Consider the following 14,178-nt stretch of genomic DNA (forward strand, 5'->3'; position numbering starts at 1 on the left):
TTATTCTACACCTAAATCCTCTATAACAATTTCTTTTTCTGATTTTTTACCCGTTTCTAAATTTATAATTCTAAGTATAACCTTTTTAAAACTGCTTACTCCTTCTGCTACTTGTCCCCAAACATAAGTATTCTTTCCGTCTGAGTGAGTTTTTAGATCAAAATACCAAGAATCAAAATCTAACCCTCTTTCAATACTTTCAGGTCTTAAATCTTCCTTTGAATGTGGAAAAACTAACGCTATTATTCTATATTTCCCATAAAGACCTTTTTCTAATTCTTTACTCAAGTTAATTGCTACAAAAACTTTTTCAGAAACTTTTTCCTTAAACAAGGAAACCTCTTTAACATGAATTAAATCTCCAATAGTATCATTTACTTCCGCTGCACTACTCTTATCACCAAATTCAATATACTCAAATAAAGTACTAGCTTTTTTTACTGGTTTCTTCTCTACAGATACAGATTCTGTTACTTCTTTAATTACTTCCTGTGTCTGCTTTTCTTTTGTTTCATTTTTACATGAAATAAAAGTTGCTAATAAACATATTGCAATAACTTTTTTCATAATATATTATTTTAATAAAAATGGATGTTTAACTAATTTCTTTTTAGCAAAAGGGTGATACTCTCCTTTTAAACCTATCGGTTTAGCATGACGAATGTTATGTACTATCTCTATTGCTTGTCTTGCATCTTCTAACCCATAACCTTTCCCTTCTAAAATATCTTCGTAAACTCGAGTATGCAAATCTGTGAATCCTCCACTAAATTCTAATTCTTCTCCTTCTATTGTTATTGACCTATAAGTACGTTGTCCTTTTGCTTTTACTTCATCTGGTAAAACATCTTCATTTATAGATAAAAACCATCTTACCCTAGCTCTATCAAACTCTAAATAACCAGCAGCTCTATCATGCGTATGAACATGTACAATATTTTGTTTAACATCACCAAAAATCCATGATAACATATCATAAAAGTGTACACCTATATTTGTAGCAATTCCTCCAGATTTAGATTTATCTCCTTTCCAAGATGTATAGTACCAGTTTCCTCTTGATGTTAAATAGGTTAAATCTACATCAAATATTTTATTTTTAGGTGCAGCCTCAACTTTTGCTTTTAAATCTACAATACTTTGATGCAAACGCAATTGTAAAATATTCCAAACTCGTTGGCCTGATTCCTTCTCTATTTTTTGTAATGCTTCTATATTCCAAGGATTTAATACTAAAGGTTTTTCACAAATAGCATCAGCTCCTCTTCTTAAAGCCATTCTTATGTGTGAATCATGTAAATAATTGGGTGTACATATACTAACGTAATCTAAATTTACGTCTTTATCATACTTTAATTTTTCTAAGTGTCTGTCAAAACGTTCTGGTTCTACAAAAAAATCAGCATGAGGAAAATAACTATCCATTATCCCTACACTATCAAACTTATCTAGTGCTGCTACTAAATTATTATTAGTATCTTTTATAGCTTTTAAATGTCTCGGTGCAATATATCCTGATGCGCCAATAAGAGCGAAATTTTTCATGATTCTATTTTAGATTGTTGGGGGATTAATTAAGTTGTATAGATTTCTACTAATTTTTTAATTGATTGCATACATATGTAACCTCTTTTTTAGTTAAATAAGGATTCATAGGTAAACTCATAATTTCAGTAGATATTGTTTCAGCTATAGGAAAATCACCTTTTTTATACCCTAAATATTTAAAACATTCTTGTAAATGCAACGGTACAGGATAATGTACTGCAGTAGGTATACCATTCTCCTTTAGTTTAGTTTGTACCTCATCTCTATTTTTTACTCTAATTGAATACTGAGCCCAAACAGACGTTTTGTAGTCAGATATTTCAGGAGTTTTTATGTCTGACCCTTTTAATAAATCTGTATACATTTCTGCTACATTTTGCCTACGCAAAACATCGTTATCATAGTATTTCATTTTAACATTTAAAACAGCTGCTTGTAAAGCATCTAATCTCCCCCCCATACCAATGTATTGATGATGATAACGTTTGGTTTGACCATGCAGCCTTAAACTTGCCATTTTATCTGCCAATACTTTATTATTAGTAAATACAGCTCCTCCATCTCCAAAACAACCTAATGGTTTAGCAGGAAAAAAGCTTGTACATCCAATTGTTGTTAGGTTACAACTTTTTTTCTTTTTATACTTAGCACCAAAACTTTGCGCAGCATCTTCTATAACTGGTAGTTTATACTTACTAGCTATACCATTTATTTCATCCATATCAGCAACTTGCCCATACAATGATACAGGTACAATTGCTTTTGTTTTATTAGTTATTTTTTCTTCAATTTTAGTAACATCAATATTGAATGATGCTTCATCTATATCTACAAAAACTGGTTTAGCACCCAAAAAAGCTATTGTTTCTGCAGTAGCTATAAATGTAAAAGGTGTTGTTATAATTTCATCTCCAGGCTGAATATTTAATGCCATCATAGCTAGTAATAATGCGTCTGTTCCTGAAGAACATGAAATTGCATATTTGGAACCTATATATTCTTGGAGTTTACTCTCTAAATCTAATACATTTGGCCCCATTATATACCCAGCCGAAGATACAACATTCGAAATAGCTTCATCAAACTCTTCTTTGTGTTCTTGATAAGCTATTTTTAAATTCGCAAAATCAATATTCATTACTTTATCTTTTTTACTTGATTATCCTTTAACTTATATTCTTCTCCACTTTCTGGACAAATAGCAATATTATTCTCTTTAAAATCTAACCTATGTCCAAACTCGCTTATCCAACCTATTTGTTTTGAAGGGTTACCAACAACTAGCGCATAAGGTTTAACTTCTTTAGTTACAACAGCTCCAGCTCCTACAAGAGCATATTCACCTATATTATTGCCACAGACTATAGTTGCATTAGCGCCTATAGAAGCTCCTTTTTTAACAATAGTTTTTAAATATTGATCCCTTCTTATAACAGCACTTCTTGGATTAATTACATTAGTAAAGACCATGGATGGACCTAAAAAAACATCATCTTGACACTCTACTCCTGTATAGATTGAAACGTTATTTTGAACTTTAACATTATTACCTAATTTAACCTGAGGAGAAACCACAACATTCTGACCTATATTACATTTATTACCTATAATACAATTAGACATTATATGAGAAAAATGCCAAATTTTTGTACCATCTCCTATAATACAATCATCATCAATCACTGCTGTTTCATGAGCAAAAAAATCATTTTTAATTTTCATAATACCATTTTAAAGATTTTTTAATACCATCATTGAAAGAAAATAACGGATTATAATCAATCAGTTCTTTTGCCTTAGAAATATCTGCCAAAGAATGTTTTACATCTCCTTCTCTCTCAGGGCCGTTAATAATTTTTGAGTTATTAGTCTTAACACCTAATGAATTTAAACCTTTTTGTAAAGATTCTATTAACTTATTTAAATTTGTGTTTTCTCCGTAAGCTATATTGTACACTTGATTAATAGAATTTTTATTATCTGAAAAGGCAGCTTTTATATTTGCTTGTACAACATTCTCAACAAATGTAAAATCTCTAGAATGCTCACCATTTCCATTAATTATTAAATCCTCATTATTTAATAATTGACCAATAAATTTAGGAATAACAGCAGCATAAGAACCTTTAGGATCTTGCTTTGGCCCAAAAACATTAAAATATCGTAGCCCAATAGTTTCTACTCCATACGTTTTATAAAAAACATCTGCATACAATTCATTTACATATTTGGTAACCGCATATGGAGATAGTGGTTTACCAATTTCATTTTCTACTTTAGGTAAACCAGGATGATCGCCATAAGTTGATGAACTAGCTGCATAAACCATTCTTTTAATCGATTTAGATTCTTTTAATGCCACTAACACATTTAAAAAACCAGAAACGTTAACTTCATTAGAAGTTATGGGATCATTTATCGATCTGGGTACCGACCCTAAAGCTGCTTGATGAAACACATAGTCAACTCCAACTAAGGCTCTTCTACAAGTATCTATATTTCTAATATCTCCCTCAATAAGATTACAACTCTTATTCCTTAAAAAAGGTTCAATATTTTTTCTTTTCCCAGTTGAAAAATTGTCTAGAATAATTACTTTTTTCGCTTGAAAATTTAAAAGATATTCAACCAAATTAGATCCAATAAATCCGGCTCCTCCAGTTATTAAAAAAGTTAAATTAGATAAATCCCTACTATGATAGGCTTTTTGAAACATTATAACCTCTTGTTAACATCCTTACTATTCAAACTCCCTTTAACATCGTATATAACTGTTTTGTTATTCTTTAAAGTTTCTAAATTTAATTCTGAAAATTCCTTATGAGAAACAGTGTGAACAATAGTATCATACTTTTTATTTTCTAAGGTTGATAATGTGCTTATTCCATATTCATGCATTACCTCTTCAGAAGATGCCCAAGGATCATAAATATCTACATCCATATGGAAAGAATCTAAAACTCTATATACATCTATCGCCTTAGTATTTCTAATGTCTGGGCAATTTTCTTTAAAAGTTATTCCTAACATTAAAACTTTAGCTCCTTTTACAGGAATCTCATTTTGTACCATTAATTTTAACACCTCAGTTGCTACATACTCTCCCATACTATCATTTAATCTCCTACCTGCCAAGATTATTTCTGGATGATAACCAACTTCTTGTGCTTTTTGTGCTAAATAATACGGATCTACCCCAATACAATGTCCACCAACTAAACCTGGTTTAAAAGGTAAAAAGTTCCACTTAGTTGAAGCTGCTTCTAAAACTGCATGAGTATCTATATCTAGCTTATTAAAAATCTTAGCCAATTCATTAACAAAAGCTATATTAATATCTCTTTGAGCGTTTTCTATAACTTTAGCCGCTTCTGCTACTTTTATTGTTGGAGCTAAGTGAGTACCAGCAGTTATAATAGATGCGTATAAATCATCTACCAATTTTCCTATTTCAGGATTTGAGCCTGAGGTAACCTTTTTAATTTTAGTAACGGTATGTTTTTTATCACCAGGATTAATTCTCTCAGGAGAATAACCACAATAAAAATCTTTATTAAAACCTAAGCCGCTAATATATTCTAAAACAGGCACACAATCGTCTTCAGTAACACCCGGATAAACTGTAGATTCATAAATAACAACATCACCTTTTTTTAATACTTTTCCTATTGTTTCAGAAGCTTTTATTAAAGGGGTTAAGATTGGTCGGTTATTTTTATCTACTGGAGTCGGAACAGTAACTATAAAAACATTACATTCTTTTAAATCATCTGTAGAACAACTTAAATGCAATCCAGTACTTGTAGAAGTATTTAAAACGGATTGCAAGTTATTATCTGACACTTCAAGAGTACTGTCATGGCCCTTATTTAACTCATTTACTCTTTCATTATTTATATCAAAACCAATAACAGGATATTTCTTAGCAAATTCTACCGCAAGAGGTAAACCTACATATCCTAACCCTATTATAGCTATTTTTTTATTTTGTAAATCCATTTTATATTTTGTTATTAACAAACAAGTACAAAAATAGAGAATAATATGTTCTCTACAATTTTAATACTACTTATCTAATATTTGTTTATACCACAAAAGTCTAATACAACTTTGTTTACAGGTAAATTTAATTTTTTAAATTCTTTATGTCCAACCAGAATAACTATTATATCTGCTTTTTCTACTGCAGTTTGATAATTAGTAAGCTTAAAGACATTGTGATATTCTATGTTGGGCTCTACTATATAATATTCTTCATTGTTAACGTTTTGTAATACTTTTTGAACTATGTATTTTGCAGGTGATTCACGTAAATCATCAATATCTGGCTTAAAAGCTAGCCCCATTAATGCTATACTAGGCTTTCTACCATGTTTCAGTTCAAATTCTAATTTAGCAGTTTGTATTTTTTCCGCACACCAAAATGATTTATAATTATTAATTTCTCTTGCTTTACCTATGATTTGAGATTCCATTGGATAATCTGACACAATAAAATAAGGATCTACTGCTATGCAATGTCCGCCCACTCCACATCCCGGCTGTAAAATATTTACTCTAGGATGTTTATTTGCCAAATTAATAAGTTCCCAAACATTAACATCTGCTTTATCGCATATTAGAGATAATTCATTTGCGAAGGCTATCTGCACGTCTCTAGAAGAGTTTTCTACCAATTTACACATTTCTGCGGTACGAGCATTAGTTTTGTGTAAATCTCCTTGTATAAACTCTTTATAAAATGCCATTGCTTTTTCGGTTGATTTTTCATCTATACCTCCAATTACCCTATCGTTATATACTAATTCATACATTACATTACCTGGTAATACTCTTTCTGGGCAATAAGCCATAAACAGCTTATCTTTTAGCTCTGGTCTTTCAGTATAAATGAAATTCATCATCTTTTCGGTAGTCCCGATAGGAGATGTTGACTCTATAATATATAAATCGCCCTCTTTCAATAAAGGTAAAACAGATTTTGTTGCTGCTTCAACAAAAGAAATATCTGGTTCATTTTTCCCTTTAAAAGGTGTTGGAACAACTATTAAATACGTATCGGCTTCAACAGGTTTTATATCAGCCTTTAAATACCCTTCTTTTACAGCTTCTGCAACAGCATTATCTAATTCTGGTTCAATTATATGTATTTGCCCCTTATTTATAGTTTCAACTACTTTTGGATTAATGTCTACACCATGCACATATGTTTTATTTTGAGCTATTAAAGCTGCTGTAGGCAACCCTATATAACCTAAACCTACCATTACAACACTTGGTTTATTGTTCATCTTTTAATTTAATTTTGAAATAAATTCAACTATTTGTTTACATGCTGTACCATCACCATACGGATTGTGTAATGCACTCATTCTTTGATAGCGCTCACTATCATCTAGTAAACTCTGAGCCTCGCTAATAATTTTACTAGTATTAGTTCCCACTAATAAAACTGTTCCTGCTTTTACTGCTTCAGGTCTTTCTGTTGTATCACGCATCACTAACACAGGCTTTCCTAAGCTTGGGGCTTCCTCTTGAACTCCACCACTATCGGTTATAATTAAGTATGACTGACTCATCAGCCAAACAAATGCTGGATATGACAACGGAGCAATTAATGTTACATTATCTATTCCTTCTAATAATTCATAAACAGGTTTTTGTACATTAGGATTTAAGTGCACAGGATACACTATCTGGCTATTAGGATTGTTTAGTGCTATCGTTTTTAATGCATTACAAATATTTATAAAACCTTGCCCGTGGTTTTCCCTTCTATGTCCTGTTACTAAAATTAATTTTTTATTAGAATCTACAAGTGTTTTTAATTTTATTACCTCTTCATCTGAATAACTACTTGATGTTACTTTTTTTTCACTAAAATGTAAAGCATCTATAACCGTGTTACCTGTTATCTGGATACTATTTAAAGGAATATTCTCATTTAATAAATTTTGTTGTGATGTTTTGGTTGGAGCGAAATGGTAGTTTGAAATTCTACCTGCAATACTTCTATTCATTTCTTCTGGAAAAGGAGAACGCTTATTAAACGTTCTTAATCCAGCTTCTACATGACAAACCTCAGCTCCTGAATAAAAAGCAGCAATACTTGATGCCATGGTTGTAGTTGTATCACCATGAACATATACGTAATCTGGTTGAAAATCTTCTAAAATCGGCTTCAAATTTGTAATAATATCTGAAGTTAATGAATATAAATTTTGATTTGGCTTCATTAAATCTAAATCATAGTCTGGCACTATTTCAAAAAAATCTAATACTTGATCTAACATCTCTCTATGTTGAGCAGTTATACAAACTTTTGTTTCAAAAGAAATATCATTTTGAAATTCCTTTACTAAAGGTGCCATTTTAATCGCTTCTGGTCTCGTACCAAATATTAGTAGATTTTTTTTTCTCATTAATACTTACTATTAGGATTTAAAGGTTTTCTAGGCCTACTTTTCTTTAAAAGAAGTTAATATTTCTTTAGGCTATATTTCCAATTAGGTATTATAACATCAAAAGCTTCTTTAACTTTTTCTTTCTTAAAAACACTATATTTTGGTCTTAATGCTAGTGAAATATACTCTTTAGTTAATATTGGTTTAACTCTACACTTTATTCCTTTAAGTTTAAATATTTCTTCTGCAAAAGTAGCCCAAGAAGCTTCTCCTTCATTACTAAAGTGATAAAGCCCATATTTATTATTATTATCAGATATAATTTTTAATATTAATTTTGACAAATCAATTGCATGAGTTGGAGTTCCTATCTGATCAGAAACAACTGAAATTTCATCTCTATCTTCTGCCAACACTAACATTGTTTTCATAAAATTATTTCCAAACTCAGAATATAACCATGAAGTTCTTATAATAAAATACTCCTTTAATATTTGTTTTATCTCTAATTCCCCTTGCAGTTTAGTTAACCCATATACTGTTTTAGGATTTGGCGTATCTACCTCTAAATATGGAAATTGTTTCTCTCCATCAAAAACAAAATCTGTAGAAATATGAATTAATTTAACTGAATAGTTTTTACAACTATTAGCTATATTTTTAACACCTAATACATTAACACTATATGCTTTATCTTTTTCTATCTCTGCTTTATCTACTGAAGTATATGCAGCACAGTTAATACACCAATCATAGTTTTCTTTTAAAAAGTCTTCCTTTACATCTTCCTCTTTTGAAATATCCAATTCAGAAGAACTTTTATAAAGAAAGCTTAATCCAGCTAAAGTGTTAGCTATAGCTTGAATCGACTTACCTAATTGACCATTGGCACCAGTTACTAACACTTTTTTCATATTAACCTTTAATTGAAAATAGTTCTCTACAGCTGGGCAATTTTTGGTCTTTCTCAGATAAGATAAAATCTTTCGACTCTAACAACCAATCAATATTTAAATGACGATCATTGTAAATAATGCCACTTTCAGATTCTTTATGATAATATTCATCGCATTTATAATTAATAATCGCTGTTTCACTTAACACCAAGAAACCATGAGCAAAATGCTTTGGAACAAATAATTGCTTCTTATTGTTTGAGGATAATTTAATACTAAAATGTTGTAAAAACGTGGGAGAGTCAGGCCTAATGTCTACAACTACATCTAATATTTCCCCTGAAATAACACGAATTAGTTTAGCTTGAGAATATTTTCCTTTTTGAAAATGCAGACCTCTTAAAACTCCTTTTGTAGAAAAAGACTCATTATCTTGAACAAAATCAATCTGCAGACCTGTAGCTTTCTGAAAGCTTTCCTGATTAAAACTTTCTAAAAAATACCCCCTTTTGTCTTTAAAAACTTTGGGATCTATTATAAAACAATCTTTTAATATCGTTTCTTTTATACTCATTACACTACTAAACTCATTAAGTGTTTTCCGTAACCACTTTTTAATAAAGGACTTGCTAATACTTTTAATTGTTCTTTAGTTATAAATCCGCTTTTATAAGCAGCCTCTTCTATAGCTCCTATTTTTAATCCTTGTCGCTCTTCTATAACCTGCACAAACTGTGATGCCTGCATTAAAGAAGAAAATGTCCCAGTATCTAGCCAAGCTGTTCCTTTATCTAGAATACTTACTTGAAGCTTTCCTCTTTTTAAATACTCCTTATTTACATCTGTTATTTCTAATTCTCCTCGTTTACTCGGTTTAATATTTTTAGCAATCTCCACCACATCATTGTCATAAAAATAAATTCCCGGTACTGCATAATTAGATTTAGGTTCTAACGGTTTTTCTTCAATTGAAACAACTTTACCAATATCGTTAAATTCAACCACACCATAACGTTCAGGATCGTGAACATGATAAGCATATACTATTCCTCCGTTTGGATTATTATTAGATTTTAATAAATTACCTAATCCTGTTCCATAAAATATATTATCGCCTAAAATTAAGGCTACTTTATCTTTTCCTATGAACTCTTCTCCAATAATAAAAGCTTCTGCTAACCCATTAGGTTGTTCTTGTACCTCATATTCAAATTTACAACCTAACTTAGTTCCATCTCCCAAAAGGTTTTCAAATAATGGCAAATCTTTTGGTGTAGAAATAATTAAAATTTCATTTATACCAGAACTTATTAAAGTAGACAAAGGATAATAAATCATTGGTTTATCATAAATAGGCATTAACTGCTTACTTACTGATAATGTTAAAGGGTGTAGTCTTGTACCAGAACCTCCCGCTAATATAATTCCTTTCATAATTAACTACTTTTTTATTTCTTCAAGAATAGAAAACTTTTAACTATATTGCTTACTATAATATTCTTGGTATTTACCAGATGTTACATTTTTTAACCAATTCTCATTATTCAAATACCAATCAATAGTTTTTTTCAATCCTTCTTCAAAAGTAACAGATGGTTTCCATCCTAATTCTTTATTAATTTTAGAAGCGTCTATAGCATATCTTAAATCGTGTCCAGGTCTATCTTTAACAAACGTAATTAGTTTTTCTGAATTTCCTTTTTCTCTTCCTAGTTTATCATCCATCTGAGTACATAAAACTCTTACCAAGTCTATGTTTTTCCATTCATTAAAACCTCCTATATTATACGTCTCATGGTTTTTCCCTCTATGAAAAATTAAATCTATAGCTACCGCATGGTCTACTACGTATAACCAATCTCTTGTATAATTTCCATCACCATAAACAGGCAATGGTTTATTATTAATAATATTATTGATAAATAAAGGAATTAGTTTTTCAGGAAACTGATTCGCTCCATAGTTATTTGAACAATTACTAATTATAAAGGGTATTCCGTAAGTTTCTCCGTACGCTCTCACAAAATGATCTGAGCTAGCTTTAGAAGCAGAATAAGGCGAGTTAGGGTTGTAAGAAGTGGTTTCAGTAAACAAGCCTGTTTCTCCTAATGTTCCATAAACCTCATCTGTACTAATATGATAAAATAATTTTTCGTTAAAATTACCTTTCCACGTATTCTTAAACGCATTTAAAAGGTTTATAGTTCCTAGCACATTGGTTCTTACAAACGCCAAAGGATCTTTTATCGAACGATCTACATGTGATTCAGCTGCTAAATGAATAACTCCTTCAAATTTATATTGATTAAATATGTTGTTAATATATTCCTCATCTATTATGTCACCTTTTAAAAAGGTATAATTAGCTGCTGATTCTATATCAGATAAATTCTCAAGGTTACCTGCATAGGTTAACGAGTCTAAATTATATATATGGTAATTACTATATTTTTCAACAAATAATCGCACTACATGCGAACCTATAAAACCTGCTCCACCAGTAATTAATATACTCTTTTTACTCATATTTTTCTATAAATCTATAAGCTTTGATAGAAAAAAGCCCTAAAACAAATAATATAAAACCTAAAATGGGTAAAATTATCATTTTTCTTTTATAGAAAGGAACAGCTTCAAGCTTTCCTATTTCAGGAAAACTAGATATAACATCAAAAAATGTATCTTCTACAACCTTACTTTCTTGTAAGGTTCTTAATTCTTCATACAGTTTGTTTTTCTTTTCTAACAATTCAAACTCTCTAGTTTCTACTTTAGAGTCTGCTAAAGCAAAGCCTTCTTCCCCTACTTTTATTTGAGAAGATGTTGCTTTTACATTTTCTTTAAAAGCCTCAACATATACTTTTTGTAGAGAATCTATTTCTGCTATTGTTTTCTCAATGGTTGTTTTTCTTAAAGATATTATAGAATCTCTTTTCTTCATATTCTTTGTAGAATATTGATTATCAAAGGAATTATTTAAACCCTTTTCTAAATACTTAAAAATATCTTTTTTACTAGAAACCGCTTTAATCATATATTTATTGCTAGAATAGATGCTTCTACCTTCAACAAATTCTTCAAAAGAAATATCTAAAACTACTTTTGAATTTTCTTCAATACCATTTCCATCAATTGAATGAGTATTTTTTAAAGTTATATCTTCTACAAAATCATAGTATTCTTTTCTTAATTGATTTTCTGTTTCAGGCCCTGGAAACATTTCAAACTCTTTAATTTTTTTAGCTTGGTCTATATTTATTCCAAATATGCTTGATAAAGTCTCATAATCTTTCTCTGCTAATAAAGAATTATAATATTCTATGTTAGCATATAATTGATATTTAGCTTCAAAATAGGGTTGAACTAACATTTCTGAAGAATATTTCGGATCTTCTTTTTTATCTAAAAAAACACCTAATACTAATAGTAGAATTAGTGATGGACCCAATATATTGATATTTTTTTGAAGAGATTTTAGTCCATATATAATTGAAGAGAACACCCAATTAAAAATTGAAAATATCCCCTTAAAAAAACCTTTAATTTTCTGTTCAAAAAAACCAAATAACTGTATTAAATCTATTTCTTCTGAATTCTTTCGCGGTAAGTTGCTATTATCCCCCATGGATTATTATTAGTTTAAAATTTGGTTTAATATTTTTTCTGTAATGATATATGTTGGCTTTACTCCAGTGGTCCCCAAACCTCCAGAAGCTAAAGTACTTCCTGTTTCTAACGGATTATCTGATGCGTAATAAGCATAACGTACTTTTACATCTTTGCCAATACTACCCCTTACTCTAGAAGCAGATTGAATTGCTTTTTGATAATGCGCTCCTTCCATTTCTAATCCAATTACATTCCAAGTAGAATTGTAAAAGAATTTTAAAATATCCTTATTCTGTAATGAGGTTCCTAATACCGATATCATCGACCCAGAAACAACTTTTATATCATCCTTTTCAAAATCAGATACTTTTAATTCATTTTCAAAAGGATAATTATCTGCAGTTCCCTCAAATATATGTGCAGAAGGTATCATAACATCTCCTTTTCCCCCTTCTAATATACCTGCTTTCCCCATAATTGAAACAGAATCTACATTTAAATGAATATTATTTTCGTCTTTCTTAAACGGTTTTAATAATTCATCTATAGTCTCATAGGCTTGCTCTCCAAAAGCATAATCCATTACAATAATAATGTCTTCATTTTTCTTTTCTAATTTAGACAAATCAAAAATCTGTACATTAATATTTGCTCCAGATTCATCTTGCAAATAAATCATTCCGTTACCCAACGCTTCTTTTGTAACTTTATTGCGTAAGGTATTGTTTTTTGATTCGCTCAAAGCTTCATAAACTTCAAAAAGCGATTTTTTCTTTAACTCAGTTTTCAAAGCGTTAGGTACATACAACGTGTTCATTACACTATGCATATTTGCACTAATAATATGTATTTTTTTATCTAATAATCCGTTATTAAACAACGTTTCTTTTATATTATTTGCCCATATTTCTCCATGAATATGGTGTCCTAAACGCTCTCTTAAAACTGGACTAAAAGTAACAATTCTTTTTTCTTTTCCAGTTTCTTCTTCTAAAGCCAATTTTCCTAACCAATAAATAATACTTAAGAATCTATCTGGATTTTTAGAATCGGCATAATCATCATAAATATCCGATACCTCAGCAAAAGTTCTACCTAATATATTAGCTGTATGTGTTAACGCTATTTCTCGCTCTTTTAGGGTTAATTTCTTTGTTGTATTAACCGCCTTTTCTAGCTTAATCCAATCTCTAGTAACTTGCCCTTTTTCATCTATAAGTACTTGGTCCATTATTTTATGAGACTCTATAAATAAAAAAGTTAAATGAGTTAATATATCGTAAATTTCTGATCGACCACGAGTGATCTCAATATTCATCTGCTCATCATCTATACGATAACAGTTTCTTCTTCTTTTTGATGGAATAATTACTTCAAAATGTGATTTAGAATACCCTTCATCTGAAGTTAAATTAATATATCTACACTCTTCAATTCCTATTGGAAGTCTATCTATAACGTATTTTAATCCGTTTAACTCAACTTTTTCTTCTGCAATAGACCCGTAAATCTCTGGTCTTAATTGTAACAAAGCTTCTCTTAACGTATCTCCAGAAACACCCATTGGTTTGTAAAAACCCCTATTAAACAAGTGTCTCATGGTAACGTATAAACGTTCTATAGCATTAGAACTTTCTTGTGCTCTGGTTCTAATTAATGGTTTTATCTTACTCATATATCTTTTCTAAACTCATAACAAATATAACATTTCATATACAACC

General features: G+C 30.1%; 14 protein-coding genes. All 14 read right to left on the minus strand.

Annotated elements, in window-relative coordinates; genetic code table 11:
* Positions 1 to 567 (minus strand): hypothetical protein, encoded by a 567-nt coding sequence (locus ACFQ1O_RS11415; protein WP_377716149.1) that lies wholly within the window; start codon positions 565 to 567, stop codon positions 1 to 3.
* Between the two features lie 6 nt (positions 568 to 573).
* The gene (locus ACFQ1O_RS11420) at positions 574 to 1,545 is read right to left on the minus strand and encodes a Gfo/Idh/MocA family protein (RefSeq protein WP_377716150.1); all 972 of its coding nucleotides are present in this window, start codon (positions 1,543 to 1,545) and stop codon (positions 574 to 576) included.
* A 49-nt stretch (positions 1,546 to 1,594) separates the two neighbouring features.
* Complete coding sequence (locus tag ACFQ1O_RS11425) at positions 1,595 to 2,686, minus strand: DegT/DnrJ/EryC1/StrS family aminotransferase (protein ID WP_377716151.1); 1,092 nt, start codon at positions 2,684 to 2,686, stop codon at positions 1,595 to 1,597.
* Positions 2,686 to 3,270, minus strand: a complete 585-nt coding sequence (locus tag ACFQ1O_RS11430) for an acyltransferase (protein WP_377716152.1) — start codon at positions 3,268 to 3,270, stop codon at positions 2,686 to 2,688. The genes ACFQ1O_RS11425 and ACFQ1O_RS11430 overlap by 1 nt, the downstream gene beginning before the upstream one ends.
* Positions 3,260 to 4,264 (minus strand): SDR family oxidoreductase, encoded by a 1,005-nt coding sequence (locus ACFQ1O_RS11435; protein ID WP_377716153.1) that lies wholly within the window; start codon positions 4,262 to 4,264, stop codon positions 3,260 to 3,262. The genes ACFQ1O_RS11430 and ACFQ1O_RS11435 overlap by 11 nt, the downstream gene beginning before the upstream one ends.
* Positions 4,264 to 5,547, minus strand: coding sequence for a nucleotide sugar dehydrogenase (locus ACFQ1O_RS11440; RefSeq protein WP_377716154.1), 1,284 nt, complete (start codon positions 5,545 to 5,547; stop codon positions 4,264 to 4,266). Before ACFQ1O_RS11440 ends, ACFQ1O_RS11435 begins: the two co-directional genes overlap by 1 nt.
* A 74-nt stretch (positions 5,548 to 5,621) precedes the next feature.
* Positions 5,622 to 6,839: a UDP-N-acetyl-D-mannosamine dehydrogenase gene (gene wecC, locus ACFQ1O_RS11445; RefSeq protein WP_377716155.1), complete on the minus strand. Its 1,218-nt coding sequence runs from the start codon at positions 6,837 to 6,839 to the stop codon at positions 5,622 to 5,624.
* A gap of 3 nt (positions 6,840 to 6,842) precedes the next feature.
* A complete protein-coding gene (wecB, locus tag ACFQ1O_RS11450; protein ID WP_377716156.1) occupies positions 6,843 to 7,970 on the minus strand; it encodes a non-hydrolyzing UDP-N-acetylglucosamine 2-epimerase in 1,128 nt (375 codons plus the stop codon).
* Between the two features lie 56 nt (positions 7,971 to 8,026).
* Positions 8,027 to 8,866 (minus strand): dTDP-4-dehydrorhamnose reductase, encoded by an 840-nt coding sequence (rfbD, locus tag ACFQ1O_RS11455; RefSeq protein ID WP_377716157.1) that lies wholly within the window; start codon positions 8,864 to 8,866, stop codon positions 8,027 to 8,029.
* Between the two features lies 1 nt (position 8,867).
* Positions 8,868 to 9,422: a dTDP-4-dehydrorhamnose 3,5-epimerase gene (gene rfbC / locus ACFQ1O_RS11460; RefSeq protein ID WP_377716158.1), complete on the minus strand. Its 555-nt coding sequence runs from the start codon at positions 9,420 to 9,422 to the stop codon at positions 8,868 to 8,870.
* Positions 9,422 to 10,282, minus strand: a complete 861-nt coding sequence (gene rfbA / locus ACFQ1O_RS11465) for a glucose-1-phosphate thymidylyltransferase RfbA (RefSeq protein ID WP_377716159.1) — start codon at positions 10,280 to 10,282, stop codon at positions 9,422 to 9,424. Before rfbA ends, rfbC begins: the two co-directional genes overlap by 1 nt.
* Before the next feature lie 39 nt (positions 10,283 to 10,321).
* Positions 10,322 to 11,374 (minus strand): dTDP-glucose 4,6-dehydratase, encoded by a 1,053-nt coding sequence (rfbB, locus tag ACFQ1O_RS11470; RefSeq protein WP_377716160.1) that lies wholly within the window; start codon positions 11,372 to 11,374, stop codon positions 10,322 to 10,324.
* Positions 11,367 to 12,473 (minus strand): hypothetical protein, encoded by a 1,107-nt coding sequence (locus ACFQ1O_RS11475; protein ID WP_377716161.1) that lies wholly within the window; start codon positions 12,471 to 12,473, stop codon positions 11,367 to 11,369. Before ACFQ1O_RS11475 ends, rfbB begins: the two co-directional genes overlap by 8 nt.
* Positions 12,474 to 12,482: 9 nt before the next feature.
* Positions 12,483 to 14,132 (minus strand): DUF6909 family protein, encoded by a 1,650-nt coding sequence (locus tag ACFQ1O_RS11480; protein WP_377716162.1) that lies wholly within the window; start codon positions 14,130 to 14,132, stop codon positions 12,483 to 12,485.
* Positions 14,133 to 14,178: the final 46 nt, after the last annotated feature.

Source organism: Pseudofulvibacter geojedonensis, from assembly GCF_042675745.1.
GTDB classification, from domain to species: Bacteria; Bacteroidota; Bacteroidia; order Flavobacteriales; family Flavobacteriaceae; genus Pseudofulvibacter; species Pseudofulvibacter geojedonensis.